Genomic DNA, 22,535 nt, shown 5'->3' with positions numbered 1-22,535 from the left:
TCTCACTTCAGTTGGCGCCAACTTGGGCGCAGTGATTGCTCGGGCATACACTGCATGTTGAAACCATTGCCCTTGGCATCGATATCCCGATTCTGGCACTTGTCTCCGGTTTCTTTTTTGATCAGCGTGTGCGAGCCTTTGGTCACCGATGCGCGCGACACGGATTTGTCATCGCCACATGTAGTGCATACTGGACTACCTCCTCCAGGAGGGGTGTAAAACGTGCCGTTCTTGTCAGAGTCGAGAATCTGCACCGTGGGTCGTTTGCCGTCCATGATGTTGACAAGAGTGAGGTACTGACGTTCTTCGTCCACCGTATTGGATTCGCAGCTTTCCACGTTAGGGTCTATATCCGATCCCTTTGCTGGTACTTGAGAGTACACAGCCAATACATTGCTGCCGTCATAGAACTCCATGGGTTTCAGCAACCGCTCGCCGACGGCTGGCAAATCCATGTACCAGCCATTGAAATTGACCCAGGTGTCCTTTTTCAATTCATCCGTGATGTCCACAGTGGCGTAGTTGGCATCCACAGCGGTAATTTTCTGGGCAGCCAGCTTAGCGTTGACTACTCCTACGCCCAAAGGCACCGGAGCAGGAATGCAGTCGCTCCCACTGGGGCAGGTACCGGCGCCCGGGTGCACCTGAAGACGTTTGCCCTTCGTTGTGTCGACAACGCGATAACGAGTGTTGTCCAGCACCGAGTACAAGGATTGCACATTTGAATCGTTCTCGTCTGCCTTGGTGACATTGCGGCCTGTACCAAAGGCGATCATCATGCCTCCTACTGATAAGGTCTTGGCGCTAGAGCCCGTTCCGATGGTCATGGTGCGATCATTGGCACGCACCGTGGGGGCGGCGGTGATTGGCTGTCTGATAGAGCCAGCAATGTCCACACGGGCGCGAGTACTGCCCAGTGTCGCAGGGCCGGTGGTCGTAAAGAGCGGCTGTCCACCCAAAGCAACGCCCCAACTGGCGTCGTCGATGTCCGTCAGGTCGAATTTCCAAAGGTTGCCCCGGTTGTCGCCAGCGTACACAACATCGGGGCGGCTGTCGCCGTTCAGATCAACCAAGCGCGGCGTCGCCAAACCGTTGTCAGTGGCTTCGCCAGTGCCCACGGTATCGGAAGCCGCGGCGGCAATGCGTTTCAGTTCCTTGTTGCCATCCAGGTACTGAATCAACAAAACGGGCCGCTGATTAGTGCTGTTATAACCGTTGCCCATGACCACGGCCCAGCGGTCATTGTTCATGCGCGTGATCTGGGTGGTGCGCATAGGGTTGTTCTCATCCAGCACAGGGCGGGCCGTGATATTGCCGATGTCCTTATCCTCATCCACGGCTTTATCGCACGCGGTCTTTTGAGCGCCAGTCATCGCCGCACAGTTGGGGGCGGTTTCGGTGCCTCTGGTGCGGTCAAGCACCACCAGCTTTTGGGCATTTCCTTCCGAGAAGCCTGGGAGGCCGGCCGGCGTATCTGCGGTGGCAGGATTAGTTACATCCAACACGAAGTAGCCTTTGCCTCCGGCACCCATCGTGCCTACCAGAAGAGTCCGCCAATCGGGCACATAGATGGCGGGATCGGCCGGGTCTGGTTGCCCTTGATCTACGTCGCCAGTCATGGGTGAACCATCCACAAAAAATCTGTGCTTATTGTTGTAAGTGGGATCGCTCAGCAGAGGAAGGTTGGCAAGCACGCCACGTGGGGCGTAGGCAATTTTCTCTGTGCCGTCTGTGGCTGAAAAGCCGTGCAGCAGGCCATCGTTGCCACCCACATAGAGCATGGGTGTCCGGGATTTGTTGGCGCGCGTGAAGGCGCTATAGCCCTTGAGTGGGTAATTGCTCACCGGGGGGCCGGAGTACCATACCACGGAATTAATAATGTCGCCTTGGCGGCTCTTGCGCTCGCGGAAGGGTTTTGCTGCGGTGTAGCCACTGGTCTCGGAACCTTCCAGAATGCGATCCCCGCGAATGAAGTTGAGCCGATTCTGACCGTTGGTGGCGACGATCACGGTGGGATCACCCGGGTCTTTGCCCAGCAGGTTCTTCTGTGCGGTACTGAGGTTGCTTTGATCGCTGGCCCATTTGAAGGGCACCCCGCCCTTGTCTTTGGTGCTGATCCACTGATCGCTCCAGCTCAGAATGACGCGACTGCTGACCGTAAAAGTGGCGTCGTCCAGCTTATCAGCTGTATTTTTCCCATCCCAACTTATAGCAGGCACAGTGGTACCATCTTTTTTCACTGTTTCTGCGATCACGAAACCCTTCCATGCATTCTTCGGTTCGTAATTGCCGGTGAATTTACCGACGTCGGTACGTGAAACATTGGAACCACTAGTGGCGGTAGAAGTGAGGTCGGGATCAACCTGTGTATTGATTTGCTGGAAAATATCGCGAAAAGCCTTTGCAAGATCTTCCCCTTTGTCCACGGCATAGAAACGTCCTCGACCATTGAGAGCCGAATGCCATAGATCCAATGACCGAACAGACTCGCCACCGCTGCTTATATTGGGCCACTTTATGTTGCCTGTAATGAAGTCAGGCAGAGTCCCGTTGGAGCCTTTGTCGTAACTGAAAGGTACCATCAGATCTGTTGTGAAGGTGGCCTTGTTGCCTGCGGCGCATCCTTGGCCCGGCGCCTTGATGACAGTACACGCCGTATCAGGTGCAGCAGGGTCCACGCTTCCAGAAATTTTGTTTCCTGGCCATGTATAGGCCATTTTGCTTAGGCCTATGGTATAAGTCACCATGTGTGGCCAATTGGCCGGGTTATAGCGTGGGTTCCAGAAGCGATCAAGAACTGCGTCTTTTCCTGCAGTGTCCTTGCCAAAATCTTCCGTTGCAGGGGCCTTGTTGTACTCTGCCGTAGGCTGTGGGGAGCCCTTCAAACCAGTAACGCCGTTGACATCTGTGGCCGTTTGCAGCTTAGTGGACCAGCTTTTGAAGGCCCAATCAGCCAAATTATCGCTGTAAGTATCTGCGTAAAGATCGTTTTTGGGGCGGCTGGCGGCGACTGTACTGCCGTAGACCGTTCCATTGGGCAATGTGATGTTCTTGGTATTGTCATCTTGCGTGCCGCCGGATACGGTGCCATTCCAACGGCCGTCAGTCATAAATATATGGTAGTTGCGTCGGCACCCTAGGTAAGGTGTGGCGGTAGTACCCGGTACAGAGGCCCAAGGTCCATTCTTGTCCAAGTTGGCGCGCATGTATTCGTCCGCCTGCTTGAACATCTTGTGCGAAGGTGTTGAATTGTTCGGGGACAGGTTAGTGACAAAAGTGAGAAAGTTGGTCCGGTGGGTACCAGCCAGTATCTGCATGGAATTGGTGGCGAGTGTGGGGGTGCTACCGGTCGTACCGGGAAGCGAGCCTGGTGTGCCATTATTGGCATTCATTGCTTGCCATGCCATACGAATTTTTTTATCCGGTAGCAAGGAACTATCGTATTTGGGATGTGTTGGGTCAAAGATAGATTTAAGCGCGTACTTGAGTACATTCATGCGGCGGCTAGTTCCCGGCCAGGTTCCATCCGCGTTTGGAGTTGTACCATTGGTCGCGCCAGATTCACTTTCTCTGTCCACGCGGTAATTCATACTGCCTGAGTCGTCGATGGAGATGATGACATTAGGCGTCACATAAGGCTGCACGGTCCCGGGAGGTGCCTGTACTAAGTCGATGGCCCAGGCTCCTGGGGACGCCAAGGCAGCGCCTATTGCCAGCGTGAGTAGATTTTTACGAAAGCGAGGTGGCGTATTGCGGTGCATGGGGTGCTCCTCTTTGTCTGGAATTTCAGGCTAAATCGTCTTTAGCTTGTATGTGAATTGAACTAGAAGCCGATTTTTGGATAGTGCAGGTGTTAATTGAGAGTTCTTTGCTGCGCATAGGTTTGCTGCAGTGCTACCAAGGTCCCTGACTTGCGGCCATAGGCTAAAGCGGTAATGCGATAAACCACGAGGGACTTCGGATTAATGGCTAGCAAGTTGGAGCGAGATGCATCCATGATGACTTTGGAGTTTTTGAGATCTAGGTAAGGCAGGACTTCGATCCAGTACCAGCCACCTGAGTTGGCTGGCGTGGTGGCGTCCCATTGCAAAATCGGATTGATTGGGGTGGAGATGCTGCCGGTTCCTGCTCCCGTGAACTGGCCGTACCGCGCTCCCGCTGCTGCGGTGGCCATCTGGGCCAGTGTGACGCCTTTGGCGGGATCGCTGTTGTTCCAGAAGTCTTGTTTGCCTAAGCGCTTTACGCACAGGCCCTTGCTGCATAAGGCGGTCTTTTCCTCTAAATCGGCGAGCAAGGGGCCCACGTCCTTGGTTTCAAGAGGGATTTTTTCATTAATTCCTGTGCGACAAACGTCAAGGGTGCCCAGGCATTCGGTTCCATCCGCTTTCTGGTTGCGGATGTCCAACTCTGCATCCTGCAGCAGGGCTTGCGCGGCTTCGTAGGCGCGCTGGTAATCGGCATCGTTGCCGACCACTAGTTCATTGAACAGCGAGGTGCGTGACGCCCACAGTGCCAACAACATGGAAAGCATGACAAAAACGATGACAACAAACAGTGCGATACCGCGTTGTGAATGGCTGCGTGGGGAGAGGGGGGGGCGCACGGAGTACATGGCGATTTTCTTGAATGGGATTCAGAGTGCAATGCCCACCAACCCTTGGCTGCGGAGTTGAAACACATTGCGATAGACAACGTGCATGCGCCGAGCGCGGGCACCGGCGAGGGTAGCCATGTCCACCGCGGTGTTGCCATCGCAGTCGGTGTAGGACGTAGCTGTTGAACTCAGGCCATTCATGTCGATGACTTCAGTGCCAAAAAGCACCAAACACACCTCTACCGCCTGCACCCGGCCCCAATCTGTACTGCCCACGTCGGTTGCCGCGACGTATCGAATGGTGGGGGCGCCAGGAAGGGTGTTGTCTTGCAGGAGGTAGCGCACCTGAAAGTTGGCGACATTCTGTGCGATAGGCTGCGCTGCGGCGCCGTTGCCCTGGCATCGCAATTCGGTGCCGTTGAGTTGGAAAATGCTTTCCACCCGCTGATCGTCACTTCCGTTGGTTGGGCCGCCAACGCAGTTTCGTGCTATGGCTTGGTCTGTGGTTGCATAGTGGACAGGCTCCTTGTAGCGGCGGTAGCCCACTGTGAGGGCCGTGGCTGTGGCGCTCAGGGTGTTGGTGGTAGGGTCGAAGCTGTTGCCTGCGCCTGAAGCGGGGGCGACAGTTTCAAATGCAACGGGAACCGCATTGGCGAGGGCTGTGGGTGCGCTGTCGGGATTGAGGTTTAGGTATAGCGAGCCGGCTTGGCGCAACTGCAGGCCAATGACTCGCATGACGTAGGCAGACTGCTGCTGAATGCTACTGGCATCACTGACTGAGCCGGAGACACCACGGGACACCATTAACGCGCCCATTGCAACCGCAACGATAAACAAGCCAATCGCGATGCCCACCATTAACTCGATCAACGTGACTCCACGCTGGCTTTTGCCCTGAAGTGGCATATTTACGGTGCGCACGTTGGGGTGTGTGTTATTAGTCTGCATTTCAGGTTCCGGGGCAGTAGTACTGTTTGACACCGCCGCCAATGTCGGTGGATGCGCATCGTGCTGAAACGGGGATGTACTGCAGATGGCAGGTGTATCCGGGGGTGCAAGATGCAGCCGCCCCACCTCCTGCGCTGAGTGTGCCGTCTGAGGCACGAACTTGCGTGGCGTCGATGTTGTCCCTGTGGATTTTTTTGTCTGCAGCGGTATCGATATCAATCTCGTTTTCACGCCAACGAATCATGATGCCCAGTTGCCGGCGATTGGTGGCATCCGTGTCGCCTGGAGCCAGAAAAATCGTGGCGTCCCCCACCGGCAGCGCGCGTTGCACTGCACGCCGCCAATCAGCGACGTCGTAAATGGTCAGTTCAGTGCTGGTGCATGCCGCACTTGCGCAATTCTTGGTGGGTGCAGTGACGGGGGTAGATGGCGTTGTCCACGCGCTGGCATAGCTGCTGAGGCTCATCAGAGCGTTGGGGTGCGCTTTCAAGCGTTCGCTGAGATCTTCAGTCAACCGAATGGCCTGGGCTCGACGCACGGTGGTCTGGGTATCGCTCAGGGTTCGCATCTGTACGCCTAGGATGCCCAGAATTCCCAGTGCGGCAATGACGATAGCGACAAGGGACTCAATCAGTGTGATACCGCGTTGGCGTTTGTGCAGTGTGATGGTCATGGTGATCAGCCGGTACATGGGACGGCTTCTTGAGGAATGACGCGAATACGGCCACCGGAACTCATACAGAGGCCGCGTACGCCTGGATGGGAAATACTCTTACCCAGCGGCACAAAGGTGAAGCTCAAATAAGGACCACTGACGAGACCCCAGCGATTGAGCACGATCCCTGCGCCGCCGCTTATGAAATTGACATGAACCCTGGCGGAAGATTCCGTGCGCTGCAACACGGGTTCGGCAGCATCGCAGATACGGTTGCCGCTGGTGTCATGGCATACCACCCAGCCACAATCCCAAGTGTCGGTATCAACAGCGCTGGAGCAGCCGTTGGTGTTGTTGGGAATTTTCTGAATAACTACTTGACCGCCACGTTTGATGGCCTCCGAGCGTGCGTAGTACAGCGTAGATTGGAGCAGTTCCACGGACTCGCGGACGCGCCACCCTTCAATCAGGGGAATGAAGCTGGGTGCCGCCAAGGCCGCTAGTACACTCATGATGGCAACCACGACCATCAACTCGACGGCGGAGAAGCCCGCAGAGGCTATTGCTGGAGGTGAGGGGCTCAGCATGCATTTGCTCCTTTCTCTGTTTTGATTCGGCCTCCGGCGCTGACGCATACACGCTGCGCGCTGACGTCGTCGTCAGCCTTCCCGTCAGGCTTAATCAGGAAGTCCGCTGCCACCGTAAGCGTGCCCCATCTGTCGACGGCAATGACGTTGGCAGGAAAGGTAATGCTTAGCCGTGGAGGAGAACTGGTGGATTGCAATACCTCGTTAGCCTCGTTGTTCCCGTTGCTATTTGCGTCAAAATACACAGCCCAGCCGTTGTTGCTGTTCTGCACAATGCTTATGCCCCCGCCACGCTTGATGGCTTCGGAGCGGGCGTAATAGAGTGTGGATTGCAATTCTTCGGTGGCCTGACGCACGCGCCAGCGTTCGATCAGGGGGGTGAAGCTGGGGGTTGCCAGTGCGGCCAATATTGCAACGATGGTGATTACGACCATCAACTCAATGGCGGTGAAACCGCTCTGTGCTTGAGGGCTTAAAGGGACGAGCGGCCTTCCTCGAAGTTGTAATGGTGGCGATGCATGCATGGGACAATCTTATTAGCCTGCTGGTGCGGCAGGCTGATGCTGCTCGACCAATGGTGCTCGCATTGGGATGAGCGGTTTGCTACTTGCGCGTATACCCCCGGCAAGCCCCCGCGTTGTGCATGCCTTTGCATTCCCGGTACATCCGGCGATCACGCTGGGCGGGTGTCTCTTCGGAGCTGCTGCGCTGATAGGTGACTTTGCTAACGCTTTTCTTCGTGGAAGAGGTGTTGGCGGTGGTGGCGGTGTCACTGGCAGAGCGCTTGGCCAGTGCGTAGCCAGGGCTTGTGATCAGGATCAAAGCGACGCCTGTGGCCAGCAAGGCATGGCGGACTGTGGTGTGTGAAAGGAAAGCGTCAAGTTGCGTCATGAAGGGGCTTTCAGGTGTGGGGCGGGAACCTGGGCAGGCAAGAATTCCACATGGGGGTTATAATCGACAAGTTTTGCATGGTGCAAGACGCACGCCTGCGGCCGTTCCAGCTGCTGGCGCAAGTAAGAACCAAGGCTCGGCAAGTCTGTCGAGACTCCATCAAGGAAAAATTATGATCGCATCCTCCATCAAGGCCGAAGTCGTCAAGGCCAATGCCCGTGCTGCCAACGACACTGGCAGTCCAGAAGTGCAAGTGGCCCTGCTGACGGCCCGCATCAACGAACTGACCCCTCACTTCAAGACGCACGCCAAGGACCACCACGGTCGCCGCGGCCTGCTGCGCATGGTGAGCCGCCGCCGCAAGCTGCTGGACTACCTGAAGGCCAAGGACGCTGACCGTTACACCGCGCTGATCGCCAAGCTGGGTCTGCGCAAGTAATCTTCATTGCATGCGAAAACGCCTGGGTTAGTCCGCTAGCTCAGGCGTTTTTTACTTCGGAGCCGCAAAACAGAGCGAAGCTGTGTCATTCCAATGGGGTTGCCGCCGCAGTGCAGCAGTCAGGCCCACTGGAATGGCATCGTGTTCTGAATTGCTCTCCGCCGCAGTCTGGTAGAGCGCTACCAGCTATTAAAAAAGGAGCTGAACATGAGCATTTTCAACAAAGTCACCAAGACCTTCCAATGGGGCGACAAAACTGTCGTCATGGAAACCGGCGAAATCGCACGCCAAGCCTCTGGCGCCGTGCTGGTGAACATTGATGACACCGTGGTGCTGGCTACCGTGGTGGCATCCAAGGGCGCCAAGCCCGGCCAGGACTTCTTCCCCCTGACGGTGGATTACATCGAGAAGACCTACGCCGCCGGCAAGATCCCCGGCAGCTTCTTCAAGCGCGAAGCGAAGCCCAGCGAGCACGAAACGCTGACCAGCCGCCTGATCGACCGCCCGATCCGCCCGCTGTTCCCCGAGGGTTTCTTCAACGAAGTGCATGTGGTGATCCACACGGTGTCGCTGAATCCCGAAGTGGATGCTGACATCGCTGCCCTCATCGCCACCAGTGCGGCGCTGGCCATCTCCGGTATCCCGTTCAACGGCCCCATCGGCGCCGCACGCGTGGGCTACATCAATGGCGAGTACGTGCTCAACCCCGGCCAGACGGCGCGCAAGAGCTCGCAGATGGATCTGGTCGTGGCCGGCACCGAAGCCGCCGTGCTGATGGTCGAATCCGAAGCCCAGCAACTGTCCGAAGAAATCATGCTCGGCGCCGTGGTGTTTGGCCATGAGCAAGGCAATGTGGCCATCAACGCCATTCATGAACTGGTGCGCGATGCTGGCAAGCCCGTGTGGCAGTGGGAAGCGCCCGCCAAGGACGAAGCCCTGATCGCCAAGGTGGTTGCGCTGGCCGACGACAAGCTGCGCGCCGCCTACCAGATCCGCAACAAGCAGGCCCGCACCCAGGCCTGCCGCGAGTCCTACGCCGCCGTGATGGCCGCGCTGAAGGCCGATGGCGTCGAGTTCGATGCCGTGAAGGTCGAAGGCATGCTGTTCGACATCGAGGCGGGCATCGTGCGCAGCCAGATCCTGGCCGGCGAGCCCCGCATCGACGGCCGAGACACGCGCACTGTGCGCCCCATCGAAATTCGCAGCAGCGTGCTGCCGCGCGCCCATGGCTCGTCGCTGTTCACGCGTGGCGAAACCCAGGCGCTGGTCGTGACCACGCTGGGTACCGAGCGCGATGCGCAGCGCATCGACGCCCTGGCTGGCGAGTACGAAGACCGCTTCATGATGCACTACAACATGCCTCCCTTCGCCACGGGCGAAGTGGGCCGCATGGGTTCGACCAAGCGCCGCGAAATCGGCCACGGCCGCCTTGCCAAGCGTGCCCTGGTGGCTGTGCTGCCCACCAAGGAAGAATTTCCCTACACCATGCGCGTGGTGTCGGAAATCACCGAATCCAATGGCTCTTCGTCCATGGCTTCGGTCTGCGGCGGCTGCCTGTCCATGATGGACGCCGGCGTGCCCATGAAGGCCCACGTGGCGGGTATCGCCATGGGCCTGATCAAGGATGCCAACCGCTTCGCCGTGCTGACCGACATCCTGGGTGATGAGGATCACCTGGGCGACATGGACTTCAAGGTGGCGGGTACCACCGGTGGCATCACCGCGCTGCAGATGGACATCAAGATCCAGGGCATCACCAAGGAGATCATGCAGGTCGCCCTGGCGCAGGCCAAGGAAGCACGCATGCACATCCTGGGCAAGATGCAGGAAGCCATGGGCGAAGCCAAGACCGAGGTGTCCACCTTCGCGCCCAAGCTCTACACCATGAAGATCAACCCCGAGAAGATCCGCGACGTGATCGGCAAGGGCGGCGCCGTGATCCGTGCGTTGACCGAGGAAACGGGCTGCCAGATCAACATCGAGGAAGACGGCACCATCACCATCGCGGCCACCGACGCTGCCAAGGCGGACGAAGCCAAGAAGCGCATCGAGCAGATCACGGCCGAGGTCGAGATCGGCAAGATCTACGAAGGTCCCGTGACCAAGATCCTGGACTTCGGCGCGCTGATCAACCTGCTGCCCGGCAAGGATGGCCTGCTGCACATCAGCCAGATCGCCCACGAGCGTGTCGAGAAGGTGTCCGATTACCTGACCGAAGGCCAGATCGTGAAGGTCAAGGTCATGGAGACCGATGAGAAGGGCCGCATCAAACTGTCGATGAAGGTGCTGGCCGACCGCCCGGCGGGTGGCAGCGATCGTCCTGCTCCCGCGGAGCGCGGTGACCGTGAGCCTCGCCGTGACCAGGGGCGCGACGGCGGCCGCCAGCCGGCGGAGCAGCAACAACAACAGCAATCCCTGCCTTCGGACAACGGTTCCGGGCAGATCGTGGGCTGAGTTGGTGATTTGCTATTGATTTTGTAGCTGCTGGCGCCTGTAAAAAGGGCGTTGGCAATCAAAATCACTCAAACCAACCAACTGTCCAAGGAATCGCAACATGCGTGCTGTCGAGATCACATCCTTTGGTGGGCCGGAGGTGTTGCAGCTGGGGGAACGCCCCATGCCGCAGCCGGGCGCCGGCGAGTTGCTGATCCGTGTTGCCGCCAGCGGGATCAACCGCCCTGACGTGCTGCAGCGACTGGGGCACTATGCTCCGCCGCCCGGCACCTCGGACCTGCCGGGCCTGGAGGTCGCGGGTGTGGTGGAGTCGGGTGATCCTGCTGCCATGGCGCAGGCGGGCATTGGCGTGGGCGACCGCGTCTGTGCCTTGGTGGCGGGCGGGGGGTATGCGCAGTGGTGCGTGGCACCTGTCGCGCAGTGCCTGCCCGTGCCCGAGGGCTTGAGCGACGTCGAGGCGGCATCGTTGCCGGAAACGTTCTTTACCGTGTGGAGCAACGTCTTCGACCGGGGGCGTCTGCAGGCGGGCGAAAGCCTGCTGGTCCAGGGGGGCACCAGCGGCATTGGCGTGACTGCCATACAGCTGGCGCGGGCGTTCGGAGCGACCGTCATTGCCACGGCGGGCAGCGACGACAAGTGCGCGGCCTGTCTGCAGTTGGGGGCCCACCATGCCATCAACTACAAGACGCAGGACTTCGTGGCGGAAGCAAAGCGCATCACGCAGGCCAAGGGCGTGGACGTGGTGCTGGACATGGTCGCTGGCGACTATGTGGCGCGCGAGGTGGAGTGCGTGGCCGAAGACGGGCGCATCGTCATCATCGCGGTGCAGGGTGGTGTCAAGAGTGACTTCAATGCGGGCCTGGTGCTGCGGCGCCGGCTCACCATCACGGGCTCCACCCTGCGCCCGCGTCCCGTGGCATTCAAGGGCGCCATCGCCCGCGCGTTGCGCGAGCATGTGTGGCCCTTGCTGGCGCAGGGGAGGGTGCGTCCCGTCATCCACAGCACGTTTGCTGCGGCGGATGCCGCCAATGCCCATGCCCTTATGGAGTCGAACCAGCACATCGGCAAGATTGTTTTGACGTGGTGACCATGAACAGCAAGAAAAAACTCATCGCAGGCAACTGGAAGATGAACGGCAGCCTGGCTGCCAACGATGCCCTGTTGAAAGGCATCATTGCCGGCCTTGAGGGCGCGGCCTGCGACGTCGCTGTCGCCGTGCCTGCTCCGTATCTGGCGCAGGCGCAGTCCGTCGCGTTCGGATCCGTGGTGGCGATTGCCACCCAGGATGTGTCGCAGCACGATGCAGGGGCGTACACCGGCGAGGTCTCGGCTGCCATGCTGAAGGAATTTGGCGTGCGCTATGCGCTGGTGGGGCACTCGGAGCGCCGCCAGTACCATGGGGAAACCGATGTCGCCGTTGCCGAAAAGGCGCAGCGGGCACTGGCCGCGGGCATCACGCCCATTGTCTGTGTCGGCGAGACCCTGCAGGAGCGCGAGGCCGGCCAGACCGAGGCCGTGGTCAAGCGTCAGCTGGCGGCGGTGATCCATCTCAATGGCCATTGCATCAGCGAAGTGGTGGTGGCATACGAACCGGTCTGGGCGATCGGCACGGGCCGCACGGCCACGCCCGAACAGGCGCAGGCCGTGCACGCGGTGCTGCGTGCGCAGCTGTCTGCGGCCAGCGAGCACGCCGACCGCATCCGCCTGCTCTACGGTGGCAGCATGAATGCCGTCAATGCGGCGCAATTGCTTGCGCAGCCTGACATCGATGGCGGCCTCGTCGGGGGGGCATCGCTGAAGGCGCCCGATTTCCTGCAAATTATTGCGGCTGCCCGTTGAGGCGGCCCTTCCAGCTATTCAATCAGGAGTGAACAGAGAATGAACGTGATCGTGAATGTGGTTTTGGCGGTGCAGATGCTGACGGCCCTGGGGATGATTGGCCTGATCCTTGTCCAGCATGGCAAGGGTGCGGACATGGGGGCGGCATTTGGCAGCGGCAGTTCCGGAAGCCTGTTCGGCGCCAGCGGCAGTGCCAATTTCCTGTCGCGCACCACGGCAGTCCTGGCTGCGGTGTTTTTTGTCGCAACGCTGGCGTTGGCCTACTTTGGCAATGCGCGTCCCGCCAGTTCGGGCAGCGTGCTGGAAAGCCCGGCTGCTGCAGTGCCCGCAGGTGCTCCTGCGGCCTCGGCTTCGGATGCTGTTGTGGCTCCTGCGGTGCCCGCTTCAGGCGCCGCGCAGATCCCCACCAAATAATCTGCACTAAATTGGGCTTCGTAAGCCGAAGCAGGGTTTTTCCGGAGTAGAATTCTGGATTGTCTGGAAAGCCAAAACCGCAAGGTTCCTCATGCCATCCAGATGCAAAAAACAGCCGTCGTGGTGAAATTGGTAGACACGCTATCTTGAGGGGGTAGTGGCGAAAGCTGTGCGAGTTCGAGTCTCGCCGACGGCACCAAAACAAAGGCCTGCCTGCATGACCCGGCTCGGGTCCTGACGGGCAAGGCCACAGCGGTGAGCACATCCTCAAGATGAACCTCGATCAGTACCTCCCCGTCCTTTTGTTCATCTTGGTCGGCATCGCCGTCGGCGTTGTCCCCCTTGTCCTCGGCTACATACTGGGCCCCAACCGCCCGGATGCCGCGAAGAACTCCCCCTACGAATGTGGCTTTGAAGCCTTCGAGGATGCGCGCATGAAGTTTGACGTGCGCTACTACCTCGTGGCCATTCTCTTCATTCTTTTCGATCTCGAAATCGCATTTCTCTTCCCATGGGCGGTGACGCTGCATGAGGTGGGTATCGCCGGCTTCGTGGCCGTCGTGATTTTCCTGGCCATCCTGGTCGTGGGCTTTGCCTACGAGTGGAAAAAGGGTGCCCTGGATTGGGAATGAGCGGGCCTCAACAAGGATGATGCAATGATTGAAGGCGTGATGAAGGAAGGCTTCATCACCACGAGCTATGACTCCGTGGTGAATTGGGCCAAGACGGGCTCTCTGTGGCCCATGACTTTTGGCCTGGCGTGCTGTGCGGTGGAGATGATGCATGCCGCCGCAGCGCGCTATGACATCGGCCGCTTCGGTGCGGAGGTGTTTCGTGCCAGCCCCCGCCAGTCCGATCTGATGATCGTGGCCGGCACGCTGTGCAACAAGATGGCGCCCGCCCTGCGCAAGGTGTACGACCAGATGTCGGAGCCCCGCTGGGTGCTGTCGATGGGTTCGTGCGCCAACGGCGGCGGCTACTACCACTACAGCTATTCCGTGGTGCGCGGCTGCGACCGCATCGTGCCCGTGGACGTGTACGTGCCCGGCTGCCCGCCCACGGCCGAAGCGTTGATCTACGGGATCATCCAGCTGCAGCAGAAGATCCGCCGCACCAACACCATTGCTCGCGTCTGAAGGGTTGATGATGACTGCTGTTGCCATTCGGCCCGAAAACCTCAAAGACAACATTGCCGCGGCGTTGGGCGCGAAAGTGCGCCAGATCACCGTGGCCCTGGATGAGGTCACGGTGGTCGTTGCTGCCGCCGACTACCTCGATGCCATGCGCGTCCTGCGTGATGCGGAGGGTTGCCGTTTCGAGCAGCTGATCGATCTGTGCGGCGTGGACTATTCCGCCTATGCAGACGCAGTGAACGAGGGAGCCCGCTATTGTGTGGTCTCGCACCTGCTGTCCGTGAGCCTGAACCAGCGCCTGCGCGTGAAGGTGTTCTGCGCGGATGACGATTTCCCTGTGGTGGCTTCGGTCTCCGATCTCTGGAACTCGGCCAACTGGTACGAGCGCGAGGCGTTCGACCTTTTTGGCATCGTGTTCGACGGCCACAACGACCTGCGCCGCATCCTGACCGACTACGGCTTCATCGGCCACCCCTTCCGCAAGGACTTCCCGCTGTCCGGCCACGTCGAGATGCGCTACGACGCAGAGCAGCGCCGGGTGGTCTACGAGCCGGTGTCGATCGAGCCGCGCGAGATCACGCCGCGCATCATCCGCGAAGACAAGTACGGAGGCCTGCACTAAGGCGCTCCGCGCCCCACGTGACCCACCATGGCTGAAATCAAGAACTACTCCCTGAACTTCGGACCGCAGCACCCTGCAGCGCACGGCGTGTTGCGCCTGGTGCTCGAGCTCGACGGCGAAGTCGTCCAGCGTGCCGATCCGCACATCGGCCTGCTGCACCGCGCGACCGAAAAGCTGGCCGAGCACAAGACCTACATCCAGTCGCTGCCCTACATGGACCGCCTGGACTACGTGTCCATGATGTGCAACGAGCACGCCTACTGCCTGGCCATCGAAAAGCTGCTGGGCCTGGAAGTGCCTGTCCGCGCCCAGTACATCCGCGTGATGTTCTCCGAGATCACGCGCCTGCTGAACCACCTGATGTGGCTGGGTTCGCACGGCAACGACTGCGGCAGCTCCACCATCCTGATCTACACCTTCCGCGAGCGCGAAGACCTGTTCGACATGTACGAAGCCGTCTCCGGCGCGCGCATGCACGCGGCGTACTTCCGTCCGGGCGGCGTGTACCGCGACCTGCCGGACTCCATGCCGCAGTACAAGGTCAGCAAGATCAAGAACGCCAAGGCCCTGGAGGCCATGAACAAGAACCGCCAGGGTTCGATGCTCGACTTCATCGACGACTTCACCCAGCGCTTCCCGGCCTGTGTGGACGAATACGAGACCCTGCTCACCGACAACCGCATCTGGAAGCAGCGCACCGTGGGCATCGGCGTGGTGCCGCCCGAACGCGCGCTGAACCTGGGCATGACCGGCCCCATGCTGCGTGGTTCCGGCATCGCCTGGGACCTGCGCAAGACCCAGCCCTACGACGTTTACGACCGCATGGACTTCGACGTGCCCGTGGGCAAGACGGGTGACTGCTACGACCGCTACCTCGTGCGCGTGCAGGAAATGCGCGAGTCCAACCGCATCATCAAGCAGTGCGTGGACTGGCTGCGCGCCAATCCCGGCCCGGTCATCACCGACAACCACAAGGTGGCTGCGCCCGACCGTGAATCCATGAAGTCCAACATGGAAGAGCTGATCCACCATTTCAAGCTCTTCACCGAAGGTTTCCATGTGCCCGAGGGTGAGGCCTATGCCGCCGTCGAGCATCCCAAGGGCGAGTTCGGCATCTACCTGGTGAGCGACGGGGCCAACAAGCCCTACCGCCTGAAGATCCGTGCGCCTGGCTTCGCGCACCTGGCCACGCTCGATGAAATGGCCCGCGGCCACATGATCGCCGACGCGGTGGCCATCATCGGCACCATGGATATCGTGTTCGGAGAGATTGACCGATGAGTACGACCGAATCGAAGAACCAGACCGCTGGCGCCACCGCCATCACCGAGACGACGCTTGCCCGTTTTGCGCGCGAAGTCGCCAAGTACCCACCCGAGCAGAAGCAGTCGGCCGTGATGGCTTGCCTGTCCATCGTGCAGCAGGAGCAGGGCTGGGTCAGTGTCGAGAGCGAGGCCGTGATCGCCGAGTACCTCGGCATGGCCCAGATCGCGGTGCACGAAGTCACCACGTTCTACAACATGTACAACCAGCAGCCGACGGGCAAGTACAAGCTCAACGTCTGCACCAACCTGCCTTGCCAGCTGCGCGACGGCCAGAAGGCGCTGCACCACCTCGAGAAGAAGCTCGGCGTGGCCATGGGCGAGACCACTTCCGACGGCCTGTTCACGCTGCAGCAGTGCGAATGCCTGGGTGCCTGTGCCGATGCGCCCGTGATGCTGGTCAACGACCGCACCATGTGCAGTTTCATGGACAACGACAAGCTTGACCAGCTTGTGGATGGCCTGCGCGCTGCGGAAGGACAAGCATGACCACCGCCGCACAGATCCTCTCGCAGTTCCAGGCCACCGGCGTCCAGACCTGCTTCCACGACCGCCACATCAACCCGCAGATCTATGCGGGCCTGGACGGCACGAACTGGAGCCTCAAGGACTACGAAGCGCGTGGCGGCTACGCCGCCCTGCGTAAGATCCTGGCGCAGGGCGAAGGCGAAGGCCTCACCCAGGACCAGGTGATCGCCACCGTCAAGGAATCGGGCCTGCGCGGCCGTGGCGGCGCGGGCTTCCCCACCGGCCTCAAGTGGAGCTTCATGCCCCGGTCGTTCCCGGGCCAGAAGTACCTGGTGTGCAACTCCGACGAAGGCGAGCCGGGCACCTGCAAGGACCGCGACATCCTGCAGTTCAACCCGCACATCGTCATCGAGGGCATGATCATCGCGGCTTACGCGATGGGCATCTCCGTGGGCTATAACTACATCCACGGCGAAATCTTCCAGACCTACGACCGTTTTGAAGAAGCGCTTGAAGAGGCACGCGCCGCAGGCTACCTGGGCGACAAGATCCTGGGCAGCAACTTCAGCTTCCAGCTGCATGCCGCGCACGGCTTCGGCGCCTATATCTGCGGCGAAGAGACCGCGCTGCTCGAATCGCTGGAAGGCAAGAAGGGCCAGCCGCGCTTCAAGCCGCCGTTCCCGGCCAGCTTCGGCCTGTACGGCAAGCCCACCACCATCAACAACACCGAGACCTTCGCGGCCGTGCCGTGGATCATCCGCAACGGCGGTGCTGCCTATCTTGAATGCGGCAAGCCCAACAACGGCGGCACCAAGATCTTCTCGGTCTCCGGCGACGTGGAAAAGCCCGGAAACTACGAAGTGCCCCTGGGCACGCCCTTCGCCAAGCTGCTCGAACTCGCTGGTGGCGTGCGCAAGGGCCGCCAGCTCAAGGCCGTGATTCCCGGCGGCTCGTCCGCACCGGTGCTGCCGGCTTCCATCATCATGGAATGCACGATGGACTACGACTCCATCGCCAAGGCCGGCTCCATGCTGGGCTCGGGCGCGGTCATCGTGATGGACGACTCCCGCAGCATGGTCGAGAGCCTGCTGCGCCTGTCCTATTTTTACTCGCACGAGTCCTGCGGCCAGTGCACGCCGTGCCGCGAAGGCACGGGCTGGATGTGGCGCGTGATCGACCGGATCCAGCATGGTCAGGGGCGCGATGGCGACCTGAACCTGCTCAATTCGGTGGCGGACAACATCCAGGGCCGCACCATCTGCGCACTGGGTGACGCAGCGGCCATGCCGGTGCGCGCCATGATCAAGCACTTCCGTCCGGAATTCGAAGCGCTGATCCGCCAAGAGAAGACCCCGCAGGCTTCCGCCTCCGCCTGATCGCGAGAAACGCATATGGTTGAAATCGAACTCGACGGGCAGAAGGTAGAAGTCGCCGAAGGCTGCATGGTGATGCATGCAGCCGAAAAGGCCGGCACCTACATTCCCCATTTCTGCTATCACAAGAAGCTCTCCATCGCCGCCAATTGCCGCATGTGCCTGGTGGACGTGGAGAAGGCCCCCAAGCCCATGCCCGCCTGCGCCACGCCGGTCACGCAGGGCATGATCGTGCGCACCAAGAGCGACAAGGCCATCAAGGCCCAGCAGTCGGTCATGGAATTCCTGCTGATCAACCACCCGCTGGATTGCCCCATCTGCGACCAGGGCGGCGAGTGCCAGCTGCAGGATCTGGCCGTGGGCTACGGCGGTTCCTCCTCGCGCTACGAGGAAGAAAAGCGCGTGGTCTTCCACAAGGATGTGGGCCCGCTGATCTCCATGGAGGAGATGAGCCGCTGCATCCACTGCACCCGCTGCGTGCGCTTCGGCCAGGAAGTGGCCGGCGTGATGGAACTCGGCATGATCCACCGCGGCGAGCACTCCGAGATCACCACCGTGGCGGGCGATACCGTGGATTCCGAGCTGTCGGGCAACATGATCGACATCTGCCCCGTGGGCGCGCTCACGAGCAAGCCGTTCCGCTACAGCGCCCGCACCTGGGAACTGTCGCGCCGCCGCTCCGTCAGCCCGCACGACTCCACCGGTGCCAACCTCATCGTGCAGGTCAAGAACCACAAGGTCATGCGTGTCGTTCCGTTCGAGAACGAAGCCGTCAACGAATGCTGGATCGCCGACCGTGATCGCTTCTCGTACGAATCGCTCAACAGCGACGAGCGGCTGACACAGCCCATGCTCAAGCAGGGCGGTGTCTGGAAGACCGTCGACTGGCAGACCGCGCTCGAATACGTGGCCAACGGCTTGAAGAACATCAAGAACGACCATGGCGCTGGCGCCATCGGTGCCCTGGTCAGCCCGCACAGCACGCTCGAAGAGCTGTACCTGGCCTCCGCCCTGATGCGCGGCCTGGGCAGCGACAACATTGACTACCGCCTGCGCAACGCCGAATTCGCGGCGCCCGAAGGCATCCGCTGGCTCGGCACGTCCATCGCCTCGCTGTCCCCGCTGCAGCGCGTGCTGGTGGTGGGCTCCAACCTGCGCAAGGACCATCCGCTGTTCGCGCAGCGCATCCGCCAGGCTGCGCGCCATGGCTGCCAGGTCAGCGTGGTCGACTCGGCCCTGGCCGATTGGGCCATGCCCGTGAAGCACTCCCTGCTGCAAGGCGCCGGTCAGTGGCTGCAGGCGCTGGGCACCATCGCCGCTGCCGTGGCACAGGAAAAGGGCACGGCCGCACCCGCAGGTTCCGGTGATCCCACCGAAGCTTCCCTGGCCATCGCCCGCTCATTGCTGGGCGGCGAACGCAAGGCCGTACTGCTGGGCAATGCCGCAGCGCACCATGCCCAGGCAACCCAGCTGCTGGCGCTTGCCAACTGGATTGGTGAACAAACCGGGGCAACCGTCGGCTACCTGACGGAAGCCGCCAACACCGTGGGCGCGCAATTCGCCGGCGCCCATCCCGTGAACGGAGGCCTGAATGCAGGCCAGATGCTGGCGGGTGGATTGAAGGCGGCCTTGCTGCTCAATACCGAGCCTGTCCATGACTCTGCAGCCGGCCTGCAGGCCGCCACGGCCCTGGGAGGGGCGGAGATGGTGGTGACCTTGAGTCCGTTCAAGGCCAATATGGAGTTCAGTGATGTGCTGCTGCCGGTGGCGCCGTTCACGGAAACCTCGGGCAGCTTCATCAATGCGGAAGGCCGCCTGCAGGGTTTCCATGCCGTGGTGCGTCCTCTGGGCGATACCCGTCCGGCCTGGAAGGTGCTGCGCGTGCTGGCCAATCTGCTGGGCGTGCCGGGTTTTGATTTCGAGACGTCGCAGGATGTGCTGGCCCGCGCCACGAATGCGCCTGCTGGCACCTTCGCGCAGGTCCCGGCCGCTCAATTGTCGAATGCCGTGAGCACTGCTGTCCCTGTCGCCACCGCAGTGGTGGGCGAGCCCGTGGTGGCCTCGATCTATCAACTGGACGGCCTGGTGCGCCGTTCCACGTCGCTGCAGCTGACCGCCGACGCGCGCTTGGCACGCGAAGGAGTGGCAGCATGATCGACGCGATCTACAACGCGGGCCTAAACCTGCTTTCCTTTGGCTGGTGGACCGGCGTGGTCTGGCCGGTGCTCTGGATCCTGCTCAAGATCGTCTGCATTCTGGCGCCCCTGATGGGGGCGGTGGCCTATCTCACGCTGTGGGAGCGCAAGCTCCTGGGCTTCATGCAGGTGCGCCATGGCCCCAACCGGGTCGGCCCGCTCGGGTTGCTGCAACCCATCGCGGACGCCTTGAAGCTGCTGACCAAGGAAATCATCCAGCCTACTGCCGCCAGCAAAGGGCTCTTCGTGCTGGGGCCGGTCATGGCGATCATGCCCGCGCTGGCTGCCTGGGTGGCGATTCCGTTCGGCCCGGACGTGGCATTGGCCAATGTCAACGCCGGCCTGCTGCTGGTGATGGCCATCACCTCCATCGAGGTGTATGGCGTGATCATTGCCGGCTGGGCATCGAACTCCAAGTACGCCTTCCTGGGCGCACTGCGGGCGTCCGCGCAGATGGTGAGCTACGAAATCGCCATGGGCTTTTGCTTCCTGGTGGTGATCATGGTTTCGGGCAGCATGAACCTCACCGAGATCGTGATGTCCCAGTCCCGCGGCATGGCCTCCAACATGGGCCTGGGCTTCCTGTCCTGGAACTGGTTGCCATTGCTGCCCATCTTCCTGGTCTATCTGATCTCGGGTGTGGCTGAGACGAACCGCCATCCGTTCGACGTGGTGGAAGGCGAAGCCGAAATCGTGGCGGGCCACATGGTGGAGTACTCCGGCATGGGTTTCGCGATCTTCTTCCTGGCGGAATACGCGAGCATGTGGCTGGTGTCCATCCTGGCCGCCCTCATGTTCCTGGGCGGCTGGCTGCCTCCGGTGGATTTCCTCTCGTTCATTCCCGGCTGGATCTGGCTCGGGATCAAGACATTCCTCGTGGTGTCCATGTTCATCTGGATCCGGGCGACATTCCCCCGTTTCCGTTATGACCAGATCATGCGTCTGGGTTGGAAGATCTTCATTCCGGTCACCCTGGTGTGGCTGCTGATCGTCGGCGGGTGGTTGCTCTCGCCTTGGAATATCTGGAAATAAGCGGGGACACAAATGACTGCTGTTGCTGCTGCTGCACCTTTCTCGTTCAAGGATTTCTTCAAGAGCTTCATGCTCGTGGAACTGCTCAAGGGCATGGCCCTCACGGGGCGCTACGCCTTTCGCCGCAAGGTGACCGTGCAGTTCCCTGAAGAGAAGACACCTCTGTCGCCACGTTTTCGTGGCCTGCACGCCTTGCGCCGTTATGAGAATGGCGAAGAGCGCTGCATCGCCTGCAAGCTGTGCGAGGCCGTGTGCCCCGCCATGGCCATCACCATTGAGTCGGACGTGCGCGACGATGGCTCCCGCCGCACCACGCGCTACGACATCGACCTGACCAAGTGCATCTTCTGCGGCTTCTGCGAAGAAAGCTGCCCGGTGGACTCGATCGTCGAGACGCACATTTTCGAGTACCACGGCGAAAAGCGTGGCGATCTGTATTTCACGAAGGACATGCTCCTGGCCGTGGGCGACCGGTACGAAGGTGAAATCGCGGCAGCCAAGGCTGCGGACGCCAAGTACCGCTGAGCGGTGCTGGGTTCAGCCTCTTTGCCAGACTTTCTATAAAGACCCGATTCATGGACGCCAAGACAGGTTTCTTCTACCTCTTCTCGGTCGTGCTGCTGTTCGCAGCCTTCCGAGTGATCACCGCGCGCAATCCCGTGCATGCGGTGCTCTACCTCATCCTCGCGTTCTCGCAGGCCGCCGCCGTCTGGCTGCTGCTCAAGGCCGAGTTCCTGGCCATTGCGCTCGTGCTGGTGTACCTGGGCGCGGTGATGGTGCTTTTCCTCTTCGTCGTGATGATGCTGGACATCCACATCGATACGGTGCGCAAGGGGTTCTGGAAGCACTTTCCCCTGGCCGCCACGGTGGGCGCACTGATCGCGCTCGAAATGGCCGCGGTGCTGATGGGTGGCTTCCGGGGCATGGATGAGCCCAAGGCTGTCGCCACGGCGGTGAATGCGGCGGGCCAGGTCGTCCAGTATTCCAACACCAAGGCGCTGGGCAAGCTGCTCTACACCGAGTATCTCTATCCCGTGGAAATCGCGGCTGTGATCCTGCTGGTGGCGATGATTGCCGCCATTGCCCTGACGCTGCGCCAGCGCAAGGACAGCAAGGCGATCAATCCGTCCGTGCAGATCCGCGTGCGCGCCAGCGACCGCCTCGAAGTGGTCAAGGTTGCCGCCACCCAGAAGGCTGAGGCGCCAGCGCCTGCAGAGGCTGTCGCCGAGGAGAAAAAAGCATGACGCTGACATTGGGCCACTTTCTCTCGCTGGGCGCGATGCTGTTCGCGCTGGCCGTGATCGGCATCTTCCTCAATCGCAAGAACCTGATCGTGCTGCTGATGGCGATCGAGTTGATGCTGCTCGCGGTCAACATGAACTTCGTGGCGTTCTCCCACTACCTGGGCGACATGCATGGGCAGGTGTTCGTGTTCTTCATCCTGACCGTGGCAGCGGCCGAATCGGCGATCGGCCTGGCCATCCTGGTGCTGCTGTTCCGCAACAAGTCCAGCATCAACGCGGAAGACCTCAACACCCTCAAGGGTTGATGAGCCACCTGTATTCCCAA

At 60.6% G+C, this 22,535-nt stretch carries 23 protein-coding genes and 1 tRNA gene; 17 read left to right on the top strand and 7 right to left on the bottom strand.

The features are described from left to right. Nucleotides 1-2: 2 nt before the first annotated feature. The 7 genes from AC07OD_RS04300 to AC07OD_RS04270 all read right to left on the bottom strand — a co-directional run bounded on the left by AC07OD_RS04300 (nucleotide 3) and on the right by AC07OD_RS04270 (nucleotide 7,675). Nucleotides 3-3,761: a pilus assembly protein gene (locus AC07OD_RS04300; RefSeq protein WP_494595313.1), complete on the bottom strand. Its 3,759-nt coding sequence runs from the start codon at nucleotides 3,759-3,761 to the stop codon at nucleotides 3-5. A 92-nt stretch (nucleotides 3,762-3,853) separates the two neighbouring features. Next, entirely contained in the window at nucleotides 3,854-4,612 is a 759-nt protein-coding gene (locus AC07OD_RS04295) for a pilus assembly PilX family protein (protein WP_218295525.1), read from the bottom strand. A 21-nt stretch (nucleotides 4,613-4,633) separates the two neighbouring features. Further along, nucleotides 4,634-5,542, bottom strand: coding sequence for a PilW family protein (locus AC07OD_RS04290; RefSeq protein WP_494595310.1), 909 nt, complete (start codon nucleotides 5,540-5,542; stop codon nucleotides 4,634-4,636). A 1-nt stretch (nucleotide 5,543) separates the two neighbouring features. Then, entirely contained in the window at nucleotides 5,544-6,233 is a 690-nt protein-coding gene (pilV, locus tag AC07OD_RS04285; RefSeq protein ID WP_494595308.1) for a type IV pilus modification protein PilV, read from the bottom strand. Then, complete coding sequence (locus AC07OD_RS04280; RefSeq protein ID WP_218295523.1) at nucleotides 6,221-6,784, bottom strand: GspH/FimT family pseudopilin; 564 nt, start codon at nucleotides 6,782-6,784, stop codon at nucleotides 6,221-6,223. Before AC07OD_RS04280 ends, pilV begins: the two co-directional genes overlap by 13 nt. Then, nucleotides 6,778-7,218 (bottom strand): GspH/FimT family pseudopilin, encoded by a 441-nt coding sequence (locus AC07OD_RS04275; protein ID WP_370628500.1) that lies wholly within the window; start codon nucleotides 7,216-7,218, stop codon nucleotides 6,778-6,780. Before AC07OD_RS04275 ends, AC07OD_RS04280 begins: the two co-directional genes overlap by 7 nt. Before the next feature lie 169 nt (nucleotides 7,219-7,387). Then, a complete protein-coding gene (locus tag AC07OD_RS04270) occupies nucleotides 7,388-7,675 on the bottom strand; it encodes a hypothetical protein (RefSeq protein ID WP_218295521.1) in 288 nt (95 codons plus the stop codon). A gap of 172 nt (nucleotides 7,676-7,847) precedes the next feature. Between AC07OD_RS04270 and rpsO the strand changes: the two genes are divergently transcribed. From rpsO to nuoK, 17 genes are all read left to right on the top strand, one after another. Continuing rightward, nucleotides 7,848-8,114, top strand: coding sequence for a 30S ribosomal protein S15 (rpsO, locus tag AC07OD_RS04265; RefSeq protein ID WP_005793232.1), 267 nt, complete (start codon nucleotides 7,848-7,850; stop codon nucleotides 8,112-8,114). A gap of 207 nt (nucleotides 8,115-8,321) precedes the next feature. After that, a complete protein-coding gene (gene pnp / locus AC07OD_RS04260) occupies nucleotides 8,322-10,568 on the top strand; it encodes a polyribonucleotide nucleotidyltransferase (RefSeq protein ID WP_218295520.1) in 2,247 nt (748 codons plus the stop codon). Nucleotides 10,569-10,668: 100 nt separating this feature from the next. Further along, entirely contained in the window at nucleotides 10,669-11,655 is a 987-nt protein-coding gene (locus AC07OD_RS04255; RefSeq protein ID WP_369642961.1) for an NAD(P)H-quinone oxidoreductase, read from the top strand. Between the two features lie 2 nt (nucleotides 11,656-11,657). Next, a complete protein-coding gene (gene tpiA, locus AC07OD_RS04250) occupies nucleotides 11,658-12,407 on the top strand; it encodes a triose-phosphate isomerase (protein WP_494595304.1) in 750 nt (249 codons plus the stop codon). 39 nt (nucleotides 12,408-12,446) lie between these two features. Next, entirely contained in the window at nucleotides 12,447-12,821 is a 375-nt protein-coding gene (gene secG, locus AC07OD_RS04245) for a preprotein translocase subunit SecG (RefSeq protein ID WP_218295517.1), read from the top strand. A 114-nt stretch (nucleotides 12,822-12,935) separates the two neighbouring features. Then, nucleotides 12,936-13,020, top strand: a tRNA-Leu gene (locus AC07OD_RS04240). A gap of 73 nt (nucleotides 13,021-13,093) precedes the next feature. Next, nucleotides 13,094-13,453 carry an NADH-quinone oxidoreductase subunit A gene (locus tag AC07OD_RS04235; protein ID WP_055393226.1) on the top strand — a complete coding sequence of 120 codons (360 nt, stop codon included), beginning with the start codon at nucleotides 13,094-13,096 and terminating at the stop codon, nucleotides 13,451-13,453. A 24-nt stretch (nucleotides 13,454-13,477) separates the two neighbouring features. Then, a complete protein-coding gene (locus AC07OD_RS04230; protein WP_007849129.1) occupies nucleotides 13,478-13,957 on the top strand; it encodes a NuoB/complex I 20 kDa subunit family protein in 480 nt (159 codons plus the stop codon). Between the two features lie 10 nt (nucleotides 13,958-13,967). After that, complete coding sequence (locus AC07OD_RS04225; protein ID WP_218295516.1) at nucleotides 13,968-14,576, top strand: NADH-quinone oxidoreductase subunit C; 609 nt, start codon at nucleotides 13,968-13,970, stop codon at nucleotides 14,574-14,576. 27 nt (nucleotides 14,577-14,603) lie between these two features. Then, nucleotides 14,604-15,857: an NADH-quinone oxidoreductase subunit D gene (locus AC07OD_RS04220; protein WP_218295515.1), complete on the top strand. Its 1,254-nt coding sequence runs from the start codon at nucleotides 14,604-14,606 to the stop codon at nucleotides 15,855-15,857. Beyond that, the gene (nuoE, locus tag AC07OD_RS04215; RefSeq protein ID WP_218340157.1) at nucleotides 15,854-16,387 is read left to right on the top strand and encodes an NADH-quinone oxidoreductase subunit NuoE; all 534 of its coding nucleotides are present in this window, start codon (nucleotides 15,854-15,856) and stop codon (nucleotides 16,385-16,387) included. Before AC07OD_RS04220 ends, nuoE begins: the two co-directional genes overlap by 4 nt. Beyond that, nucleotides 16,384-17,742 carry an NADH-quinone oxidoreductase subunit NuoF gene (gene nuoF, locus AC07OD_RS04210; protein ID WP_218340158.1) on the top strand — a complete coding sequence of 453 codons (1,359 nt, stop codon included), beginning with the start codon at nucleotides 16,384-16,386 and terminating at the stop codon, nucleotides 17,740-17,742. The genes nuoE and nuoF overlap by 4 nt, the downstream gene beginning before the upstream one ends. 15 nt (nucleotides 17,743-17,757) lie before the next feature. Next, complete coding sequence (gene nuoG, locus AC07OD_RS04205; protein ID WP_494595299.1) at nucleotides 17,758-19,893, top strand: NADH-quinone oxidoreductase subunit NuoG; 2,136 nt, start codon at nucleotides 17,758-17,760, stop codon at nucleotides 19,891-19,893. Further along, entirely contained in the window at nucleotides 19,890-20,966 is a 1,077-nt protein-coding gene (gene nuoH / locus AC07OD_RS04200) for an NADH-quinone oxidoreductase subunit NuoH (RefSeq protein ID WP_218295511.1), read from the top strand. Before nuoG ends, nuoH begins: the two co-directional genes overlap by 4 nt. A gap of 12 nt (nucleotides 20,967-20,978) precedes the next feature. Beyond that, nucleotides 20,979-21,491, top strand: coding sequence for an NADH-quinone oxidoreductase subunit NuoI (gene nuoI / locus AC07OD_RS04195; protein ID WP_218295510.1), 513 nt, complete (start codon nucleotides 20,979-20,981; stop codon nucleotides 21,489-21,491). Between the two features lie 50 nt (nucleotides 21,492-21,541). Beyond that, nucleotides 21,542-22,210, top strand: a complete 669-nt coding sequence (locus tag AC07OD_RS04190; RefSeq protein ID WP_218295509.1) for an NADH-quinone oxidoreductase subunit J — start codon at nucleotides 21,542-21,544, stop codon at nucleotides 22,208-22,210. Then, nucleotides 22,207-22,515: an NADH-quinone oxidoreductase subunit NuoK gene (gene nuoK, locus AC07OD_RS04185; protein ID WP_005793248.1), complete on the top strand. Its 309-nt coding sequence runs from the start codon at nucleotides 22,207-22,209 to the stop codon at nucleotides 22,513-22,515. The genes AC07OD_RS04190 and nuoK overlap by 4 nt, the downstream gene beginning before the upstream one ends. The last annotated feature ends 20 nt before the right edge of the window (nucleotides 22,516-22,535 follow it).

The sequence above is a fragment of the Acidovorax sp. GW821-FHT10E03 genome, from assembly GCF_059415205.1.
This window is presented reverse-complemented; position numbering and strand designations above follow the sequence as displayed.

Coding starts and splice junctions, on each gene's coding strand:
- AC07OD_RS04300 (WP_494595313.1), bottom strand. CDS start 3,761: ATGCACCGCAATACGCCACCTCGCTTTCGTAAAAATCTACTCACGCTG.
- AC07OD_RS04295 (WP_218295525.1), bottom strand. CDS start 4,612: ATGTACTCCGTGCGCCCCCCCCTCTCCCCACGCAGCCATTCACAACGC.
- AC07OD_RS04290 (WP_494595310.1), bottom strand. CDS start 5,542: ATGCAGACTAATAACACACACCCCAACGTGCGCACCGTAAATATGCCA.
- pilV (WP_494595308.1), bottom strand. CDS start 6,233: ATGTACCGGCTGATCACCATGACCATCACACTGCACAAACGCCAACGC.
- AC07OD_RS04280 (WP_218295523.1), bottom strand. CDS start 6,784: ATGCTGAGCCCCTCACCTCCAGCAATAGCCTCTGCGGGCTTCTCCGCC.
- AC07OD_RS04275 (WP_370628500.1), bottom strand. CDS start 7,218: ATGGTCGTAATCACCATCGTTGCAATATTGGCCGCACTGGCAACCCCC.
- AC07OD_RS04270 (WP_218295521.1), bottom strand. CDS start 7,675: ATGACGCAACTTGACGCTTTCCTTTCACACACCACAGTCCGCCATGCC.
- rpsO (WP_005793232.1), top strand. CDS start 7,848: ATGATCGCATCCTCCATCAAGGCCGAAGTCGTCAAGGCCAATGCCCGT.
- pnp (WP_218295520.1), top strand. CDS start 8,322: ATGAGCATTTTCAACAAAGTCACCAAGACCTTCCAATGGGGCGACAAA.
- AC07OD_RS04255 (WP_369642961.1), top strand. CDS start 10,669: ATGCGTGCTGTCGAGATCACATCCTTTGGTGGGCCGGAGGTGTTGCAG.
- tpiA (WP_494595304.1), top strand. CDS start 11,658: ATGAACAGCAAGAAAAAACTCATCGCAGGCAACTGGAAGATGAACGGC.
- secG (WP_218295517.1), top strand. CDS start 12,447: ATGAACGTGATCGTGAATGTGGTTTTGGCGGTGCAGATGCTGACGGCC.
- AC07OD_RS04235 (WP_055393226.1), top strand. CDS start 13,094: ATGAACCTCGATCAGTACCTCCCCGTCCTTTTGTTCATCTTGGTCGGC.
- AC07OD_RS04230 (WP_007849129.1), top strand. CDS start 13,478: ATGATTGAAGGCGTGATGAAGGAAGGCTTCATCACCACGAGCTATGAC.
- AC07OD_RS04225 (WP_218295516.1), top strand. CDS start 13,968: ATGACTGCTGTTGCCATTCGGCCCGAAAACCTCAAAGACAACATTGCC.
- AC07OD_RS04220 (WP_218295515.1), top strand. CDS start 14,604: ATGGCTGAAATCAAGAACTACTCCCTGAACTTCGGACCGCAGCACCCT.
- nuoE (WP_218340157.1), top strand. CDS start 15,854: ATGAGTACGACCGAATCGAAGAACCAGACCGCTGGCGCCACCGCCATC.
- nuoF (WP_218340158.1), top strand. CDS start 16,384: ATGACCACCGCCGCACAGATCCTCTCGCAGTTCCAGGCCACCGGCGTC.
- nuoG (WP_494595299.1), top strand. CDS start 17,758: ATGGTTGAAATCGAACTCGACGGGCAGAAGGTAGAAGTCGCCGAAGGC.
- nuoH (WP_218295511.1), top strand. CDS start 19,890: ATGATCGACGCGATCTACAACGCGGGCCTAAACCTGCTTTCCTTTGGC.
- nuoI (WP_218295510.1), top strand. CDS start 20,979: ATGACTGCTGTTGCTGCTGCTGCACCTTTCTCGTTCAAGGATTTCTTC.
- AC07OD_RS04190 (WP_218295509.1), top strand. CDS start 21,542: ATGGACGCCAAGACAGGTTTCTTCTACCTCTTCTCGGTCGTGCTGCTG.
- nuoK (WP_005793248.1), top strand. CDS start 22,207: ATGACGCTGACATTGGGCCACTTTCTCTCGCTGGGCGCGATGCTGTTC.